We start from the raw sequence: 19,852 nt of genomic DNA, 5'->3' as shown, positions 1-19,852 counted from the left end.
TTATGATTAGTCCGTTAGCTTATGTAGACCCTGAAGCAAAGTTAGGCAAGAACGTAACAGTCCAGCCTTTTGCCTACATTGAAAAGAATGTGGAAATCGGAGATGACTGTGTCATCATGTCCTACGCCAGTATCCTGAAAGGTACTAGAATGGGAAAAGGAAACAAGGTACATCAGAACGCTGTTTTGGGAGCGGAACCGCAAGATTTCCACTATACAGGAGAAGACAGTAGCCTGATTATCGGTGACAACAACGATATTCGTGAGAATGTAGTAATCAGCCGCGCTACGTTTGCCGGTAATGCTACCAAAATTGGAAACGGAAACTACCTGATGGATAAAGTACATCTCTGCCATGATGTACAAATCAGCAATAACTGTGTAGTAGGTATAGGTACTACCATCGCAGGAGAATGTACGTTAGATGACTGCGTTATTCTAAGCGGTAATGTAACCCTGCACCAATATTGTCACATAGGTAGCTGGACACTGGTACAAAGTGGGTGCCGTATATCCAAGGATGTACCTCCCTATGTTATTATGTCCGGAAATCCTGTAGCATATCACGGTGTGAACGCTGTAGTTCTTTCCCAACATCACAATACATCAGAAAGAATCCTCCGCCACATCGCCAATGCATACCGTTTGATTTATCAGGGTAATTTCAGTGTTCAGGATGCTGTACAAAAGATTGTCGATCAGGTTCCTATGAGTGAAGAGATTGAGAACATTGTAAATTTCGTAAAGAGCTCGGAAAGAGGGATTGTGAAATAGACAAAAGAACTTACTATAAAGAAAGGGTGATGCTCAAAGAAAAGCGTCACCCTTCTTATTTATAGATGGATGACGCTTTTATAGGTAGATGATGCTCTGGTGATTTATCTTTCAATCCAGAGATTCAATTCATTATTCAAATTCCAAAGTACCGAAGAAATCAGGACGGTGAAAATCCGGCTGTTGAATCTCTATCGGATTCCATGAAAGGAAATGAGGAGTCTGCAATTCATCTCCACACTTATAGAAATTAGCTTTTATCTCCTTTTCATCAAGCGAATCGATCTGATGCTTAAAGAACACAGAATACGGAATAATAAGAGCCACTTCCCAATCCGTTTCACCGATACGTTCTGCAAAAGGCTGATTACCCAAACTAGACCAGCGTTGTACAAGAGCAGTCACTTCTTTCGGTGCATGTTCCCGGTTGTTACGGACAGGACCTGCACCCACCAAGATCGTTCCGATGCAATTGCATTCTATATTATAATAGATCCCGTCACCTGCTGGTATAGAAAAGAATTCCACGCAGGAGTCAGTCCATACAGAACCATTATCCTCCCCGTACTTGGCACGCACACTCTCCTCTTTCACTTTAAAATGTAGTAAAATTGAGTTCTGTGTGTGAGCAATTCGAAAATTCACTTTAGGTTTGTAAGGATATTCAGCCCAATTGACACACTGGATCGGCTGAAAATCTATTTTCTCTTCATCGAATAATTTAGGAAGCGAACAAGCCTCCACGTTAGCCGCACTAATTTTCTTTACTTTCATATATCTTTCGTTTGAATGATACAAATATAGTTACTTTCTTTGGTTTACACCTTATTTCCATGTTATTTTTAAACTGCAAATTATCCTATCATATTGCAATTATTAGTTAAATATATATCAAATATTATATAATGAGATATTTTTTTATATATTTGCCGTCACTTAACCGATTAAACAAATACTATTTATGAAAACATCCCTTAAAGACATAGCAGAAACCTTAAAATTATCCAAGACTACAGTCTCTTGGGTACTTTCTGGTAAAGGGGATGAAAAAGGCATTAGTCTCGCTACACAGGAAAAAGTCTTTCAATGTGCCAAGCAACTGAATTACCAACCAAACTTATTGGCCAGAAGTCTGAATACAGGCATATCAGGCACTATCGGACTAATTATACCAGACATTACAGACTCCTTCTATTCCAAAGTTGCCCGTTCTATAGAAATGGAAGCAGAAGCACAAGGCTATTCATTAATGATTTGTAGTTCTGAATCAGAAATAGAAAGAGAAAACAGGATGATTCGATTGTTCAAAGCGAAACAAGTGGACGGGATTATAGTAGCCCCCACAAAAGTTTCCAAAATTGAAATACAGAATCTAGTCAAAGAAGGCTATCCTCTAGTCTTATTCGACCGCTACTTTCCCGAAATGCAGACAAACTATATCATTATTGACAACGAAGGAAGCAGCTACGAACTGGTTAAAAGAATGATTGACAATGGAGCATCCAAGATAGCTATTATCACGACTAATCCCCATCTCCGCACAATGAATATGAGGCGGGAAGGATATGCCAGAGCTTTAATCGAGGCCAATCTACCCGTTGATCCTGATTTATACGGAGAAGTGACTTTTGTGGATTATGAAGAGAATGTTTTCAAGGCACTGGATCAGATCTTCGGCAAAGTACCTGATGTAGATGGTTTCTTTTTCACAACACACATTCTAGCTTTGGAAGCATTCCGCTACTTTTATGAAAAAGGAATCAATATAAATAATGGATATGAACTAGCTTGTATTCATGGAGTATCCGCATTCCGTGTCTTAGCCCCCAATATGAACATTGCAAGGATGCCAATAGAAGAGATTGGGAAAAATGCAGTAAGGATTCTACTTGGCGATATTAAGTATCGCCTTGAAAATTCCAATGGCAAGAAAGAAGTAGAAACACTTGTCCTGCCGTGTTCATTACCTTAATCGTCATTTTATATTTTTTCCCTGATTACTTAACCGGTTTAGTGAAAATAAATAATGATATTAAATTAACAGATGTAACAAAAGAGAAAAACACTCCTTGATTATTAACAAAAAGAAACAGGATTATGAAGTTCCAAACTAAAAATGAAAAATACATGCTGGCTCTATTAGGACTACTAGTATGGGCATGTAACAGCAACAATATTGATATTGAAAATATGCGATGTGAATACCAAGTCGCTCCGCTCGGTATTGATTCACCAGCCCCGCGTTTTACCTGGAATTACACAACCAATAATAAAGATGGAAAAGAGTTTTCTCAAGACAGTTATCAGCTATATATAGCCACTCGGGAACAAGACTTGGGAAAACCATCCGATAATAGCTGGCAATCTGACACAATTTACTCTAATACTCCTCATGCGATCTATCAAGGATCAGAAAAACTAAAATCCAGAACTCGTTATTATTGGCAAGTAATAGCATGGGATAAAACAAAGAGACATAAGATTACCTCTCCGATATCCAGTTTTGAAACAGCTCAACTCAATCAAAGTGACTGGACAGGAGCATGGATTACTGATAATCATGATAAAGATTATATGCCAGCACCCATGTTGCGCAAGTCATTTATCGCTCAAGATGAGATACAGCAAGCAAGATTATATGTAAGTGCCGCTGCATACTATAAAATGACATTGAATGGTGAATCAGTAACATCTTCACATCTCAATCCGGGTTTCACTCATTATGATAAAAGAAATCTGTATAACACATACGATGTAACTCCCCTACTGCTTAAAGGAGAAAACGTACTATCTGCAGTGCTTGGAAACGGATTTTATAATGAAGCAGCTCCTGTAGCAACATGGAGCTATGAGCAAGCCCGCTGGCGTAACCGCTCAAGAATGATCTGCGAAATGGAGATATTATATAAAAATGGAGAAAAGCAAACTATCCACTCAGATTCTACTTGGAAAGCGACTACCGGTCCTTATATACAAAACAATATTTATAGTGGCGATACGTATGATGCGCGTCTTGCAATTGCCGGATGGAATAAACCGGGTTTTGATGACTCTAAATGGACAAATGCAATTCAGGTAGCTGCCCCTTCTCCCCTACTAGTATCACAAAACATGCCTGCCATTGAAACGGAACAATTTATCACTCCAATCAATATGCGTTCTTTTGGTGATACAGTCTATGTATACGATTTTGGAGTTAATATGTCAGGCGTCTGTACTCTTTCTGTTAATGGCGAGAAAGGCACTAAAGTCAGTATGCAACACGGCGAATTGCTAAAAAATAACGGACGCTTGGAAATGCGCAACTTAGATATTTACTACAAACCACTACCTGGCCTCGCTTTTCAAACAGACACTTATATATTGGACGGAGAACAAGGTACATTCATTCCAGATTTTACATATCATGGATTTCAATATGTAGAAGTTCGTTCAGACCGTCCTGTGAAACTTACCAAAGAGAGCTTAACCGCACAATTCATACATACGGCTGTTCCTCCTGTTGGCAAATTCAGTTGTTCAAATGAACTATTAAATAAAATATGGAAAGCTGCTAATCAATCATACTTATCAAATCTGATGAGTATCCCGACTGACTGTCCCCAACGAGAGAAAAATGGATGGACTGCCGATGCACACATAACAATGGATTTAGGATTATTAAACTTCGATGGCATTACTTTCTATGAAAAATGGCTGGATGATATGATTGATAATCAAAATGAAGAAGGACGTATATCGGGAATCATTCCGAGTTCCGGATGGGGCTATGATGACTGGATAGGTCCTGTATGGGATGCTGCCATGTTTATCGTACCTATGGCAATTTACCACTATTATGGAGATACAAGAAGCATCGAAAAACTATGGCCTGTATGTACTAAATACCTTAATTACCTTGCAGGACGCGAAGATGTGGAAGGAACTGTAACTTACGGAATTGGTGACTGGGTATTCCATAAGACACAAACCCCTACAGAATTCACCACTACCTGTTATTATTATTTAGACAATCTGTATATGGCTAAATTTGCAGAGCTCATAGGAAAAGATGGCAGTAGTTATACAAAGAAAGCAGAAGAATTGAAATTGCTTATCAATCACAAATACTTCGATACATCCAAAGCTATTTATGCCAATGGATCGCAAGCGGCACAAGGAGTCGCCTTATACCTTGGAATCGTTCCTAAAGAATACGAACAGCAGGTTGCAGATAATCTTTCTACAATGATAAAAGCCAATAATAATCTGCTCGATTTTGGAGTTTTAGGCAGTAAAACAGTCCTGCGGATGCTTTCCAAATATGGATATGCTGACTTAGCATACCAGATGGCCACACAAGAAGAAGCTCCATCTTGGGGTAACTGGATAAAACAAGGTTTCACTACACTGGCAGAAACATGGATACTTTCACCGGAGTTTAGAGACGCCTCTGTAAATCACATGTTTCTTGGAGACATTAATGCATGGATGTACAATGTATTGGCAGGCATTAATTATGATGAACAGGAACCCGGATTCAAACATATTCTTATCCAACCTCATTTCGTAAAAGGTCTTGACTGGGTAAAAGCCGAATATAAATCTGTAAATGGAATCATCCGTTCTGAATGGGAACGTAAAGAAGAACAGGTGATTCTCAAAGTCACGATCCCAGTCAATACGAATGCAACAATAGAATGTAATGGTAGAAAGATAGATTTAGGGTCAGGAGAACATCAACTCACGTTTTAATGGAAATAAAAGAAAGGAGGTTTTAATACAGATATACACAAAGAAGTAAAAATGAGACCGTTATGTAATACTATAAAAATACAGCACTAGTTACTTTGTCACACCATCAATTAAATCTATTAACAATGAATAAAATCAGTACACTACTATTTTTGATATTTCTCACTTGTACAAGTGGTGTTTTTGCCGATTCCGGTAATTCCATCTCCTTAAATGGAACATGGGAACTCTCTTATTGGATGCAACCTGAAGAACCTATAACTTCGCCCAAGGACATGCAACTCGCTGAAGTAAAGCATCTACCAGCCCAAGTCCCCGGTAATGTAGAACTGGACCTAATGGCTGCCAACTTAATCAAAGATCCGATGATTGGCAGTAATGTAAATGAATTACGCAAATGGGAAGGCTATCAATGGTGTTATTCCAAATCATTCGTAGCGCCACAACTAAAATCAGGGCAACAATATCAACTCTTTTTTGCCGGAATAGACTGTCTGGCCGATATATGGCTGAATGGAAAGCACATTGGCAAAGCAGAAAATATGATGATTGAACATGCTTTTGATGTAACTAAGGAAATAAAAGCAGGAGAAAGTAATCAACTCCAAGTGATACTCCGTTCATCTGTTATCGAAGGACAAAAACATCTGTTAGGGACATTCAGTATTGGAAACTTCCCGTCTGAAGAATCCGTATTCATCAGAAAAGCTCCCCACACCTATGGATGGGACATTCTGCCACGATTAGTCAGTGCAGGTTTGTGGAGAGATGTAGAATTACGCGTATTGAATTCGGCACGTCTCACAGATGTTCACTATATGGTCGCCAATGTAGACACTGCTACCAGAAATGTACGCTTATATACTGATGTACAAGTAAAACTACCTTTCGAAAAGTTCGACAAAGTGAAAGCCGTATATACATTAAGTCGCCATGGGAAAGAAATATATAAAGGAAGCTCTGTTGTCGTTTCCCCAGCATTCCGATATATAATGGAAATCAAGAATGCTGATTTATGGTGGCCAAAAGGATATGGAGAACCGGCTTTATATGATGCAAAAGTAGAGTTAGTAGATTCTGACGGCACTATTTTATCAACAGATAATAAACGGGTAGGTCTCCGCACGATTCAACTAGAGATTACAGACATCAACCTCCCACCGGATCATCCGGGTAAGTTCTGTTTCATTGTCAATGGAGAACCTATTTTTATCCACGGAACCAATTGGGTGCCCATGGATGCACTCCATAGCCGGGATCATTCTTTCGTAGACGAATCTATCCGCATGGCTGTAGAATTAAACTGCAATATGATACGTTGTTGGGGTGGCAACGTGTATGAAGATCATCATTTCTTTGATTTATGCGATGAAAACGGCATTATGGTATGGCAGGATTTTACAATGGGATGCACTTTCTATCCTCAACGCAGCTCATTTACACAAGCATTGGAAAAAGAAGCCATTTCCGTTGTGTGCAAATTACGCAATCATCCATCACTCGTCTTATGGTCAGGAAATAATGAAGACGATTGTGCACTGCGCTGGTCTTTGCAACCATTTAATATTAATCCGAATCTGGATGTAGTGAGCCGTAAGGTCCTTCCGGCAGTTATTTATGAGTTTGATCCTACCCGCCCTTATCTTCCTAGCTCTCCTTACTACAGCCAAGCGGTATATGAAAGAGGAAGTGCTGACCAATATTTACCGGAAAACCATTTATGGGGTCCCAGAGGATATTACAAAGACAAATTCTATACGGATGCTACCTGCTGCTTTGTCAGTGAAATCGGCTATCACGGCTGCCCTAATTTAGAAAGTCTCCAGAAAATGATGACGAAAGATGCCGTATATCCCTGGACAAAAAATCATGAATGGAATGATGAATGGGTTACCAAATCTGTTCGTAGATTCCCAGAATGGGGAAAGACATTCGATCGCAATAATCTTATGATTAATCAGGTACGTTTACTTTTTGGTGAAGTTCCCTCCAAACTGGATGATTTTATATTCGCTTCTCAATCCGTACAGGCAGAAGCTATGAAATATTTTATAGAAATGTGGCGTGGAAAGAAGTTTGAGGACAAGACTGGTATTATCTGGTGGAACCTGCGGGATGGATGGCCGGTGATCTCTGATGCGATTGTTGACTACTACAATTCAAAGAAGATGGCATATTATTTCATCAAGAATGTTCAACAGGATGTTTGCGTACTAATCAATGATGCGGAAGGCGGAAATTACCCACTGATAGGAACGAATGACACACGCAACGTACAAAGTGGTAATGTAACGGTAACAGATGCATCCTCGGGACGTAAAATCTATGAGAGCACTTTCCGTATTCCAGCCAATCAAAAGGTCAGAATAGCCTCACTACCGGAAGAAAGCGGTCAGGGAATCTATCTGATCCAATACCAGATCGGTAATCAGAAATTCATGAATCATTACCTATACGGCAAGGCACCTTTCAACCTGAAAGAATACAAGCGGCTGTTACAAAAAACCGGATTATACGCTAAAAAATAATATTTATGAAAGAGAACTTGTTAGGAATTGACGTAGGAGGCACCAAATGCGCCATCATCTACGGTATCAAAGAAAACGACGAGCTACATATCATCGACAAAAAGAAATTTGATACGACCACAGTCGACGAAACAATAGCCAGAATTCTCTGTGAAACCGAAAAGATGATGAACCTTCACCAGCTAACCCCTACTAACACAAAAGCGATTGGAATCTGTTGCGGAGGTCCTCTCAACAGTGAAACAGGCATTGTGATGTCTCCCCCTAACCTACCGGGATGGGACAACATCCCCATTGTGGCAATGGTGAAAAAAAAGACGGGCATTAAAACCAGTCTACACAATGATGCCAATGCCTGTGCTTTGGCCGAATGGAAGTTCGGGGCAGGAAAAGGAACTAAGAATATGGTCTTTCTCACATTCGGTACGGGACTGGGAGCAGGATTAATATTAAATGGCAAACTGTATACAGGCACCAATGACAATGCCGGAGAACTGGGACACATCCGCCTGTCGGATTTCGGTCCGGTAGGTTACGGTAAAAAGGGCTCTTTTGAGGGATTTGCCAGCGGTGGAGGTATTGCTCAACTCTCCAAAATGTATGTGATGGAGAAATTGCAGACCGGACAGAAAGTTGAATGGTGTACCTTACAGGAACTAGATCAGCTTACTGCCCGAAAAGTGGCTGAAGAAGCTGCCAAAGGTGATAAATTAGCCCAAAGCATATATGAGACGTCTGCCATTTATCTGGGAAAAGGATTATCCATAGTAATCGACATCTTGAATCCGGAAGTCATTGTGATAGGTGGCATCTATACCCGGAATAAAAATATGATGGAACCCATCATGCAAAAGATAATCGATCAGGAGGCATTATCCTGTGCAAACAAAGTATGTAAAGTGAAACCAGCCGCTTTGGGAGAGCAGATAGGAGATTATGCAGCTCTTTCTGTAGCCGCGAACTTAACCGATTAACTATTATGAAAGAGGTTATTGAAACAACACTGGAAGAGGCTCGGCAAACGTTGGAGAGTTTTCTTGAGGAAGCAACAACAGTCGGGGTAATTTCACAGGCAGCCTCTACCTGCGCTGAAGCATTAAAAGCCGGAAATAAGATTATCAGCTGCGGTAATGGAGGTTCCTTATGTGACGCCACCCACTTTGCAGAAGAACTAACCGGACGTTACCGCAACAACCGCATCCCGCTACCGGCAATTGCAATCAATGACCCGGCTTACATGACCTGTGTGGGAAATGATTTTTCGTTCAACGAGATCTTCTCCCGCTATATAGAAGCTATGGGATGTAAAGGAGATGTATTATTGGCCATCAGCACAAGCGGACATTCCGAGAACATACTGAAAGCTGCCGTACAAGCACACAACAATGGAATGAAAGTGATAGCGCTGACTTCAAAAGGAGAGAATGAACTGTCACGACTAGCAGACATTGCAGTCTGCGCCCCACGAGCAGCACATTCTGACAGAATACAAGAAATTCACATCAAAGTTATCCACATTCTGATTCAGGCAATTGAGGCAGAATTAGGCTTTGAATAATAACCTACTAAATTTAATCAATATGGCAATGAAAATGACACATATCAGTAAAACTCTATTGAGCATTGTTTGCACACTTTGGGGAATGTCCGCCTGCTCGGATGATTATAACAAATATGACGATTGTCCGGCTTGCAACTATTATCCTGTTGCAGTAGGGAATTCAACAGGAACTCCGGTTCATGCTATCGGTGTCGAGATGGATCCGCACTTCTTCTCACAAAACATCACCCGCAATGATGGTTCAAAGGCTGAAGATTGGGAAAATATAGTTATACAACGGGTAAAGAAAATGAAAGTACAGCAATTCCGAATCATGATGCAGCCACAATGGTGGGAACCCTCCAATGACAACAACGATCCTAATGTCGCGGATATGAGCAAATTCACTTTTGATTCGGAAGAAATGCAGTCTGTATATAAAGTATTGGATCTGGCCCAGGAGAATAATATCGGAGTGACATTAGTCGTATGGGGAGCCATTACCAATATCGACTTACTATCAGGCATTAACAATGGTCAAAAGCATTTCTTGTGTGATGCACGAAGTTATAACGTTAATCCGGGTTGGATTGCCGGTATAGATAACTATGAAGAATTTGCAGAAAACTTCTCCACAATGGTGAAACACCTGATTGAAGAAAAGCATTATACCTGTATCAATCAAATTACCCCATTCAATGAGCCTGACAGTCATATACCAGGTTACGGCCGCATCATGTGGCAAGGTGATTTTGAAACCATGGGTTGGCAGGACACCTATGCCCCCATGGTGAAAGCACTGGATGCCAAGTTTAAAGCAGATGGAATACGCAGTAAGGTACACTTCAACCTTTCTGACAATACAGACGGTACACCCGGATATATCGCTGCCTGTGTTTCCGCTTTCACAAACGATGAAGCCGACCTGTATAACTCTCATGTATACAAGTTTGACTACAACACCCCTAATTCGACTCTCGTAAATTGGGAACGTCAAAATATAGCTTCTGCAGGAGGTAAAAGACATTTTGTTGGAGAATTCGGTTTCCCTGGATACGGAAGCGCCCGCCAATATGGTATAGACACATATACGCGAGGGGTACAGCTAATCCGCGTTGCTCTGAACTACCTGAATGCCGGTGCTTGCGGAGTAAGCTACTGGAGTCTGATCGATCAATATTATAACCGCAATGCCTCCTATTCGGAAATGCAGCAACTCGGTTTATGGAAATATCTAAAATCCGCTTATACCGAAGATCCTGATGTATATGCCAAAATCAAGGAAGACTACGAGGTACGTCCTCAATACTATGCATATAGTCTATTGACACGTTTTGTCCGTCAGGGCGACGAAGTATATCCATTGGATCTCGGCGACGAGTTGATAGCCGGAAGTGCTTTTCTCAACACAGAGGGAAAATGGACGTATGTACTTTCCAACGCTACAGACAAAGACAAGATGATACAGTTGGAAAATGATAAAGAAGGTGCCAATGGAGAATACAATGTCTACAAATATATGGAAGGACGCCTACCGGAAGGTGATAATCTGATAGAATCAACAGAAACGGTCAACACGCAAGAGAATAACCTAAAACTTAAATTATCTCGTTCATCAATCAGGGTATTAGTACAAAAATAGAAGTATATATACCCACCAACCAAGTAATTTATCATCAAAAGTACGCGAATGAAAAAAGAAATATCCATAGTAAAAATGCTCTCCGTCATGTTCGGATTCTTCGTTATGGGATTTGTTGACATTGTCGGAATAACCACGAGCTATGTGAAGAATGATTTCAGCCATCTCACCGATACGATGGTTAATCTCATCTCTCTATCCTGTTTCTTGTGGTTCCTGGTGCTTTCTATTCCCACCGGAATGTTAATGAATCGCATCGGACGCAAGAAAACCGTACTACTTAGCTTCGCATTCCATGTATTAGCCATGTGCCTTCCACTCGTTGCATACGACTTTACCGCCATATTAATCGCATTTGCCTTGATAGGTATCGGTAACACTCTATTGCAAGTTTCACTCAATCCATTAGTAACAGACGTCGTTGCAAACGATAAGTTGACAGGTACATTAACCCTAGGGCAATTTGTCAAAGCAGTCAGTTCATTCCTCGGCCCTATCCTGGCAGCTTGGGTGACTGGTAGTTTTTTCGGATGGAAAATGATATTCCCCATTTATGCCGGACTGTCACTGCTCGCTTTGATATGGCTATGGCTTACGCCTATACAAGAAAAACAACAGGAACGGAAGAACATTTCTTTCAAAGTCACTCTTGAATTATTCAAAGACAAATACATCCTTGCTTTCTTTATCGGTATTCTCGTGCTGGTAGGTGTAGACGTAGGTATCAATATGACTTTCCCTAAATTCCTGATGGAACGTTGCGATCTACCACTGACAGATGCAGGAATGGGAAATAGTGTGTATTTCTTCGCCCGCACTGTAGGAGCCTTTTTGGGTGGTCTCCTACTGATGAAATATTCAGAAAGTAAATTCTATATTTATAGCGTCTGGATAGCTCTCGCAGGATTGATACTGATGACCATTAGCACTAATCTCTGGTTTATCCTCGGATGTGTAGCAGTTTTCGGGATAGGATATGCCAATCTGTTTTCCATCATCTTCTCTCTGTCTTTGAAACGTGTTCCCGAGAAAGCGAACGAAGTATCTGCACTTCTTATCGTCGGTGTATCCGGCGGTGCCGTCCTCCCGCCTATTTTAGGGGTAATCACTGATTCATTCCACAGTCAGTTATCTGCAATTATAGTACTTGCCATTGTATGGTGCTATCTGATCGGAATAATGAGAAAAGTAAAAACCACATAAACCTATATTCTAATGAAACATTTCAAGAAAATCGAATCGAAATTCCTGTTCTCATTACTGATTATGAGTGTGTGGAGCATCATAGCCGTGGGTCAGACGACGGCTAAAATCTCCAAACACATTCCTGAAATCGAAAAATGGATTCAGAAACAATTCGCTAAAGGAAAAACACCTCCGTTCTCGTTTATATGTGACGGGAAACCTTCCGCAGAATTTATCCGCCAATGGGACTATTCCCAGCAAAAGATAGAATCCGAAGAAGCGGATGTGATAAAGTATCTCTTTACCTACTACAATCCTACCAACGGACTGAAAGTAGAATGTACCGTAAAAGGCTATCCCAGTTATCAGGCTGCCGAATGGGTATTGAACTTCACCAACAAAGGTACGAGCAACTCTCCCACTCTGGAACAAGTGAAAGTAGTGGACCTTGCCATGCAATACGCTTCTAAAGGAGAATTCAAGTTACACTATGCAGACGGAAACCATATCTCCAAATATGATTTCCATCCACGTTCGGTTACTCTGGCAACGGGTGAAACCAAACAGATGTCTCCACAAGGAGGACGCTCTTCAGAAGGGGACTATCTTCCTTTCTTCAACATTGAATCACCTGCCGGACAGGGAGTCATATTAGGAGTAGGCTGGTCGGGCACCTGGTATGCAGATGTATGCGCACAAGATAATCGTACAATATCCATGGCTTCGGGAATGAAAACCATGAAATTATACTTACGTCCACAGGAAACAATTCGTACCCCAAGTATCAGTCTGATGTTTTGGGAAAATATCGACCGGATGGCAGGACACAATAAATTCCGCCGTTTTGTCCTGGCACACAAGTCACGGAAAATCAACGGAAAATTTGCCGAATATCCTCTTTCCAGCGGATTCAACTATCGGGACCCCGCACCTTGTACGGAATACTCATGCCTGACAGCCGATTATGCCATTGCCATGGTGAAACGTTACATACAGTTCGGATTGAAGCCCGAAGTATTCTGGCTGGATGCCGGATGGAACACCGATGCTGCAGACTTCGAACATGGCAAGACCTGGGCCAACACAGCCGGTAACTGGACTGTAGATACATTGCGCTTCCCCAAAGGACTTCGTCCTGTAGCCGACGAAATACACAAAGTAGGAGCTAAATTCATGGTCTGGTTCGAACCCGAGCGTGTCATCCGTGGTACCCAATGGGCGGTGGAACACCCCGACTGGATGCTCGACATTCCCGAACACAACAATGACACCTACCTACTGTTCGATCTGGGAAATCCGGAAGCCTGCCGCTGGATGAGTAAATATATAGGTGATATGCTCGAGGAAAACGGCATAGACTATTACCGTCAGGATTTCAATATGCAGCCGGATATCTACTGGGCAGCCAACGATGAGCCCGGACGTACAGGAATGAAAGAGATACGCCACATCGAAGGACTATACAACTTCTGGGATTATCTGTTGAACCGGTTCCCCAACCTGCTCATAGACAACTGTGCCAGTGGGGGACGACGTATTGACTGGGAAACAATCGGCCGAAGCGCACCACTATGGAGGAGTGATTATTATCATTACGACGATCCGGACGGCTACCAATGTCACACGTATGGCCTGAATTTCTTCCTGCCTTTACATGGAACAGGTAGTTTACAGACCGATCCGTATTCTTTCCGCTCAAGCATCAGCACTGCTTTGATTTATAACTGGAAAATAACCGATAAAAATGCCTCCGTTTACGAAATGCAACGTTGTCTGAAAGAATTCCACGAAATCAGACCTTACTATTACGAAGATTATTACCCACTGACGGGTACAGAAGACATGACGCGGGATGATATCTGGCTAGCCTATCAAATGCATCGTCCGTCGGACGACAGTGGTATTATCGTTGCTTTCCGCAGAACCGCCTCCAAAGATAAACAAATCACCGTCAGACTTTCAGGAGTGGATCCGGAAAAATACTATACAGTGACAGACATGGATAGCCGACAGAGCAAAATCTATCAAGGAAAAGAACTGACTAGTCAGTTGCCACTGATCCTCGAAAAACCACATAGTTCCTTATTACTAAAATATAAAGTTACCAACGAAAAACCGAATAAAGAATGAAAAAAAGAATACTATATTATCTATTCATTCTGCTTCTGTTCCCTCATAATGGAACAGGACAGACGGTAACCCGCATGAGCGACCTCCCGGTAAACACCAGCCAATGGATAACCACCCACTTTGCCCGCGGTGTGGTCCCTCCTTTCTCTTTCGAATATGGAGGTAAACCTTCACAGGAATTTATCAAAAGCTGGTCTTATACGGCTACGCGTCAGAAAAGTGACGATCCCAAGGTTCTGAAATACCTTTATACTTATCGTGAACCATCCGGAGGATTAAAAGTAGAATGTGAAGTGAAAGGCTTTACCGACTTCAATACGGTGGAATGGGTACTCCGTTTCACCAACCAGGGAAAGAAAAACACGCCGGAGATTGCCAATGTAAAAGTGTCTGATATCACATTCCGCTACCAGCATCCGGGAGCATTCAACCTTCATCATTCCGAAGGCAGCCATGCATCCAAATCAGATTTCAGCCAGCAACTTACAATCTTGTCTCCGGGTGATAATCTTTATATGAGACCGGAAGGTGGACGCTCTTCACAAATGCGTATGCCATTCTTCAATATTGAATCTCCGGCCAATCAAGGAGTTATCGTAGCCATCGGATGGACAGGAACCTGGTTTGCCGATGTGCGCTGTGCAGACCAGCAAAGCGTAGCGCTTACCTCCGGAATTGAACGTTTGAAAACCTATCTGTATCCGGAAGAGAGCATCCGCACTTCCAGTGTATGCCTGTCATTCTGGAACGGTTCCGACCGAATGAAAGGACACAACCAGTTCCGCCGTTTCGTGCAAGCCCACCACACTTGGAAAGTAGATGGTAAACCGACCGTATATCCAATATCGACCAGTTTCAACTACGGTGATCCTACTCCCTGTAATGAATATACCTGCCTGACTACAGATTATGCCATTGCTATGGTGAAACGGTATGAACAATTCAAATTAGTACCCGAAGTATTCTGGCTGGATGCCGGATGGTACAATCACTCTGCAGATGTAGCCAATCATAAGAATTGGGCGAACACCGTAGGAAACTGGACCGTCGACTCTATTCGTTTCCCCGAAGGGTTACGCCCCATCGCCGACGAAGTACATAGAGTTGGTTCCAAGTTCATGGTATGGTTTGAACCGGAGCGTGTTATGAAAGGATCAGCCTGGGCACTGCAACACCCTCAATGGATGCTGGATGCCAGAGGAAAAGCCAAACAGGAAGACTGGACAAAAGATGGTGAGCACGACTCTTATCTATTTAATCTCGGAAATCCGGAGGCATGTCGATGGATGAGTAAATATATCGGAGACTTCCTCGAGGAAAATGGCATAGACTACTACCGCCAGGATTTCAATATAGAGCCGGAGGGTTTCTGGGCTGCCAATGATGAACCTGGCAGACAAGGTATCTGCGAAATCCGATACATTGAAGGACTTTATTCTTTCTGGGAATATCTGCTGAACCGCTTTCCGGGCTTGCTGGTTGATAATTGTGCCAGTGGCGGACGCCGTATCGACCTCGAAAGTATCTCACGCAGTGCACCGATGTGGAGAACAGACTACAGTTATGGAGAACCAATCGGTTATCAATGCCATACCTACGGATTGAACTTATACCTTCCCCTGCATGGTACAGGAACTGTGAGTGCCGATAAATTCACTTTCCGTTCCAGCCTCGGAACCTCTATTATCTACAACTGGAAAATAACCGAAGCCGGACAATCCATCTATGATATGCGCGACCGCCAGGCAGAGTTCAAAGAACTCCGTCCCTATTTCTATGAAGATTACTATCCGTTGAGTGGAATAAACAACATTACCTCAGAAAATATCTGGCTAGTATACCAACTTTATCGCCCGTCGGATGACAGCGGATACATCGTAGCTTTCCGCCGCAAAGACAATCCGGACAAGAGCTATACTGTCAATTTATCAGGACTACACCCTGACCACACTTATATACTCACCAATAAAGATACAGGAGAGGCTATAAAGAAAACCGGTAAAGAACTGGCTAACGGCTTCACGCTGACACTGGATAACCCACAAAGTAGTCTGATAATCAAATACCAAAGTTCAACAACTGCCATACAGAAACTTTCTGTAGGAAAGAAAACCGGTGTAAACCTCCGTGCTATAGGTGCAGAACTAGATCCTCACTTCCTCTCACAAAATGTGACCCGCAATGATGGAGCCAAAGCTGAAGACTGGGATCGCATCGTTGTGAAGCGTGTCAAAGAAATGGGACTGCAAAGCTTACGGGTGATGGTGATGCCACAATGGTATGAACCAAAGAATGACAATCCGGACGCATCCAAAATCGAGTGGCATAATTTCACATTCGACTCTTTAGAAATGCAATCACTCTACAAAGTATTGGATATGGCACAAGAACAGAAAATGGAAGTCACCCTTGTACTTTGGGGAGCCCCTCCGGGACATTTCCTGGCCGAAGGGAATTATGGTAACTGGGTAGTAGCCCCGACTAACTATGAAGAATGGAGCGAGAACTTTTCCGCACTTGTACAACACCTGCTCAACAACAAAAAATACACGTGCGTCAAAGAGATTACTCCGATCAACGAACCAGATTGGTCATATATCATCAAAGGTAAAGCTGCTCCCACCGCCGACTATATTGAAATGTGTAAAGTACTCGACAGACGTTTCAAAGAGGATGGAATACGAAATAAAGTACATTTCAGTCTTTCTGACAATTCGGACGGAGGTACAGGAACACATAAATATCTGGCAGCCTGCACGAAAGGACTGGCGAACGTTGCTGACGTATTCAACTCCCACACCTATATCTTCGGCTACGAAACTCCGAACTCCACAATTCTGGATTGGGAAAAACAAAACTCTCAATTGGCCGCTTCAGTTGGAAAAGCCCATTTCATCGGTGAATTCGGAGGTAATCAATGCGTAGGTGCCACCAGACAAAAAGATATCGACTTGTATGAACGAGGAGTACTCATGACACGCATAGTCATCAATCTACTCAATGCAGGAGCAAGCGGTGTTAGTTATTGGAGCCTGATAGACCAATACTACGGTAAAGATGCAGACTACGGAGCAATGCAGCAACTGGGTTTATGGAAGTATGTAAAAAAGACATACGCTTCGGAACCATACTACAACGATATCAAAAGTGATTACGAGGTACGCCCGCAGTACTATGCCTATTCTCTGTTGACACGTTTCATACGCCCGGGAGCTGAAATCTATCCGATAGCAACACCGGAGGAATGGTATGCAGGAACTGCCGTCCGGAACACAAACGGCAAATGGGTGTATGTCTTTGCCAACGGAATGGATCAGGAGAAAACAATAAGCCTCATCAACAAACATGCGCAAACCAATGGGAATTACAAGGTTTACCGGTATACCAAAGACAGTCTGCCTGTTACAGACCAAATGCTGCCTCCGGATGCCGAACCTCTAAAGGTAAAAGATGAAATTCAATGCTCTATACCACCTCATTCAGTGGTTGTCTTAAAACAAGAATAACGATGTACTCTATTTATTCATTAAACAAATAGTATTTATGAAAACACATTTCTACATTTTATTAATGCTTGGAATGGTATTCCTTTTGGGATGTGAAGACGAAAAGTTAGGCACAGACCTGGGAGTAACCAATGTAGTGCTTCCGGACATTTCGGAAGAATCCCTGGGCACAGAGATTACCATTCAGGGAAATGGCTTTATTGACTGTGATGTACTGGCACTTTCTCCTTTATCAGGAGGGACAGAACAGCCCATCTACATGGAAACCAGAGAAGTATCCTCCGACCATATTACGGTACTATACCCCTCTACTGCAAACAAAGATTCTTATGGACTTGTATTAGTACGTGGTAGTAAAATGCGAACATTGGGAGTCATCAACAGTACTGTAGGAGTAATGCCCGATGAGAACTTGCGCAATGCCCTCTCTGCTCTCTTCCCCGATATATTCAAAGGAGAGAAGATTTCTTCCAGTGCGAAGTATGTCACATTCACTGATGGCACACTGGATATCAGCGATAAGAATATCACTTCTTTGGAAGGACTCGAGTATTTCAGCAACATCCGTAAACTGATCTGCAACAACAATGATATAAGCGAAATTCCTGCTGAAGTTCTGTCCAGGCTGTCCGAATTGACTGCACAAAACACAGGATTGACAAAACTGGAACTGGCTACTGCAGAACATCCGAATAGCACATTGGTTTCTCTCAACATAGACGGAAGCATCCAACTAGAATCTATCGATCTGTATTACTGTTATACCATTGAAAGATTCTCTGCTCTAAACTGCAAACTGGTCTATTTGGATGTACGTAACTACCACAGCATCTATGGCGGATGTCTGAACTATAACAGTACAGACTTCAAATTTACTTTCAGTGACGATGCAAGCAAAGAACGACTTCTGAAAATGGAATCCTGGTGGATGGACTCATACTATAGCAATAGCGGTTCTATCGTAGATGCCATCAATAATGGAGTGACAGTGGAAGGGTACGATTGGATGCACGACTATCCGGATGGAAACAACAACTACTATTACAGTTACGGAAAATATCAGAAAACATTGAAAAAGTACGGGGAAATTCCTGATATAAACCTACGGAATGCCCTCAAAGCCTTGGTTCCGGATGTCTTCGAAGGGGATAAAGTTCTGACAGTGGCAGCTCTGAATACAGAATATTTCAAGAACAACACAACTCTTGATCTTAGCAACAAGGGAATCACCAATCTGGAAGGGTTGCAATACTTCTGCGGATATAAGAGCCTCATCTTGGACGGTAATAATCTGGGAGAGATCGACCTAAGTAAATATGCAATCAGCACCAGCTATACAGCAGGTCCGGTAGATGAGAAAGGCATTCAATCTTTCAGTGCTAAGAACGCAGGATTGACCAAGTTTATTTCCGGAGACCAGTATATGATAACCTCTATTGATGTAAGCAATAATCCGGGGCTGACATATCTGGATATAAACCGTTGCAAGTCCATCACAACATTAAATGCATCCGGTTGTCCGCTCGTTTATGTCGATCTGCGTAATTTGGCAGGCACTTATTCTGTTTTAGGTTATTCCGGAGGAACAATAGATCCTTCGAAAGTTCAGTTCTCATTTACTAACAACTCTTCAACTCAAAGAAAACTATTAGTAGAAGAGTGGTGGATGGATAGCTCATGGAATGGCACAAGTCCTTGTATTACCGCAAAAGACCAAGGTGTCCGGATAGAACGCTATGAATACATAGGATACGACAAGGACAAAATGTTGAGTTCATTTAATTAGACAGAAAATAATCTTAAACGTTATAGTT

The 19,852-nt window shown here is 42.1% G+C and carries 12 protein-coding genes; 11 read left to right on the top strand and 1 reads right to left on the bottom strand.

What is annotated here, in order from left to right:
* Window positions 1-2 precede the first annotated feature (2 nt).
* Window positions 3-773: an acyl-ACP--UDP-N-acetylglucosamine O-acyltransferase gene (gene lpxA / locus AB3G73_RS18355; RefSeq protein WP_148365495.1), complete on the top strand. Its 771-nt coding sequence runs from the start codon at window positions 3-5 to the stop codon at window positions 771-773.
* A gap of 132 nt (window positions 774-905) precedes the next feature.
* Here the strand turns inward: lpxA and AB3G73_RS18350 are convergent, their stop codons facing one another.
* Complete coding sequence (locus tag AB3G73_RS18350) at window positions 906-1,547, bottom strand: carbohydrate-binding family 9-like protein (protein WP_148365494.1); 642 nt, start codon at window positions 1,545-1,547, stop codon at window positions 906-908.
* Window positions 1,548-1,734: 187 nt separating this feature from the next.
* On the opposite strand from AB3G73_RS18350, the gene AB3G73_RS18345 reads away from it, so the two are divergent.
* From AB3G73_RS18345 to AB3G73_RS18300, 10 genes are all read left to right on the top strand, one after another.
* Window positions 1,735-2,745, top strand: a complete 1,011-nt coding sequence (locus AB3G73_RS18345; RefSeq protein WP_148365493.1) for a LacI family DNA-binding transcriptional regulator — start codon at window positions 1,735-1,737, stop codon at window positions 2,743-2,745.
* Between the two features lie 125 nt (window positions 2,746-2,870).
* A complete protein-coding gene (locus AB3G73_RS18340) occupies window positions 2,871-5,507 on the top strand; it encodes a family 78 glycoside hydrolase catalytic domain (RefSeq protein WP_367745324.1) in 2,637 nt (878 codons plus the stop codon).
* Between the two features lie 125 nt (window positions 5,508-5,632).
* Complete coding sequence (locus tag AB3G73_RS18335) at window positions 5,633-8,035, top strand: sugar-binding domain-containing protein (protein ID WP_342989191.1); 2,403 nt, start codon at window positions 5,633-5,635, stop codon at window positions 8,033-8,035.
* Window positions 8,036-8,040: 5 nt separating this feature from the next.
* A complete protein-coding gene (locus tag AB3G73_RS18330) occupies window positions 8,041-9,009 on the top strand; it encodes an ROK family protein (RefSeq protein ID WP_367745323.1) in 969 nt (322 codons plus the stop codon).
* Window positions 9,010-9,014: 5 nt separating this feature from the next.
* Window positions 9,015-9,593 carry an SIS domain-containing protein gene (locus AB3G73_RS18325; protein ID WP_367745322.1) on the top strand — a complete coding sequence of 193 codons (579 nt, stop codon included), beginning with the start codon at window positions 9,015-9,017 and terminating at the stop codon, window positions 9,591-9,593.
* Window positions 9,594-9,615: 22 nt separating this feature from the next.
* Window positions 9,616-11,217 (top strand): hypothetical protein, encoded by a 1,602-nt coding sequence (locus tag AB3G73_RS18320; RefSeq protein ID WP_367745321.1) that lies wholly within the window; start codon window positions 9,616-9,618, stop codon window positions 11,215-11,217.
* A gap of 48 nt (window positions 11,218-11,265) precedes the next feature.
* Entirely contained in the window at window positions 11,266-12,420 is a 1,155-nt protein-coding gene (locus AB3G73_RS18315) for a sugar MFS transporter (protein WP_148365487.1), read from the top strand.
* 12 nt (window positions 12,421-12,432) lie between these two features.
* The gene (locus tag AB3G73_RS18310) at window positions 12,433-14,532 is read left to right on the top strand and encodes a glycoside hydrolase family 36 protein (protein ID WP_217723194.1); all 2,100 of its coding nucleotides are present in this window, start codon (window positions 12,433-12,435) and stop codon (window positions 14,530-14,532) included.
* Entirely contained in the window at window positions 14,529-18,038 is a 3,510-nt protein-coding gene (locus AB3G73_RS18305) for an alpha-galactosidase (protein WP_367745320.1), read from the top strand. The genes AB3G73_RS18310 and AB3G73_RS18305 overlap by 4 nt, the downstream gene beginning before the upstream one ends.
* Before the next feature lie 37 nt (window positions 18,039-18,075).
* Window positions 18,076-19,824 (top strand): hypothetical protein, encoded by a 1,749-nt coding sequence (locus tag AB3G73_RS18300; RefSeq protein WP_195649798.1) that lies wholly within the window; start codon window positions 18,076-18,078, stop codon window positions 19,822-19,824.
* Window positions 19,825-19,852 lie beyond the last annotated feature (28 nt).

The organism is Bacteroides sp. L008, assembly GCF_040812255.1.
Classification (GTDB): Bacteria; Bacteroidota; Bacteroidia; order Bacteroidales; family Bacteroidaceae; genus Bacteroides; species Bacteroides vicugnae.
The sequence above is the reverse complement of the archived record's forward strand: the minus strand, read 5'-3'. Positions and strand labels throughout refer to the sequence as shown.

Coding starts and splice junctions, on each gene's coding strand:
- AB3G73_RS18310 (WP_217723194.1), top strand. CDS start 12,433: ATGAAACATTTCAAGAAAATCGAATCGAAATTCCTGTTCTCATTACTG.
- AB3G73_RS18350 (WP_148365494.1), bottom strand. CDS start 1,547: ATGAAAGTAAAGAAAATTAGTGCGGCTAACGTGGAGGCTTGTTCGCTT.
- lpxA (WP_148365495.1), top strand. CDS start 3: ATGATTAGTCCGTTAGCTTATGTAGACCCTGAAGCAAAGTTAGGCAAG.
- AB3G73_RS18335 (WP_342989191.1), top strand. CDS start 5,633: ATGAATAAAATCAGTACACTACTATTTTTGATATTTCTCACTTGTACA.
- AB3G73_RS18340 (WP_367745324.1), top strand. CDS start 2,871: ATGAAGTTCCAAACTAAAAATGAAAAATACATGCTGGCTCTATTAGGA.
- AB3G73_RS18315 (WP_148365487.1), top strand. CDS start 11,266: ATGAAAAAAGAAATATCCATAGTAAAAATGCTCTCCGTCATGTTCGGA.
- AB3G73_RS18320 (WP_367745321.1), top strand. CDS start 9,616: ATGGCAATGAAAATGACACATATCAGTAAAACTCTATTGAGCATTGTT.
- AB3G73_RS18325 (WP_367745322.1), top strand. CDS start 9,015: ATGAAAGAGGTTATTGAAACAACACTGGAAGAGGCTCGGCAAACGTTG.
- AB3G73_RS18330 (WP_367745323.1), top strand. CDS start 8,041: ATGAAAGAGAACTTGTTAGGAATTGACGTAGGAGGCACCAAATGCGCC.
- AB3G73_RS18300 (WP_195649798.1), top strand. CDS start 18,076: ATGAAAACACATTTCTACATTTTATTAATGCTTGGAATGGTATTCCTT.
- AB3G73_RS18305 (WP_367745320.1), top strand. CDS start 14,529: ATGAAAAAAAGAATACTATATTATCTATTCATTCTGCTTCTGTTCCCT.
- AB3G73_RS18345 (WP_148365493.1), top strand. CDS start 1,735: ATGAAAACATCCCTTAAAGACATAGCAGAAACCTTAAAATTATCCAAG.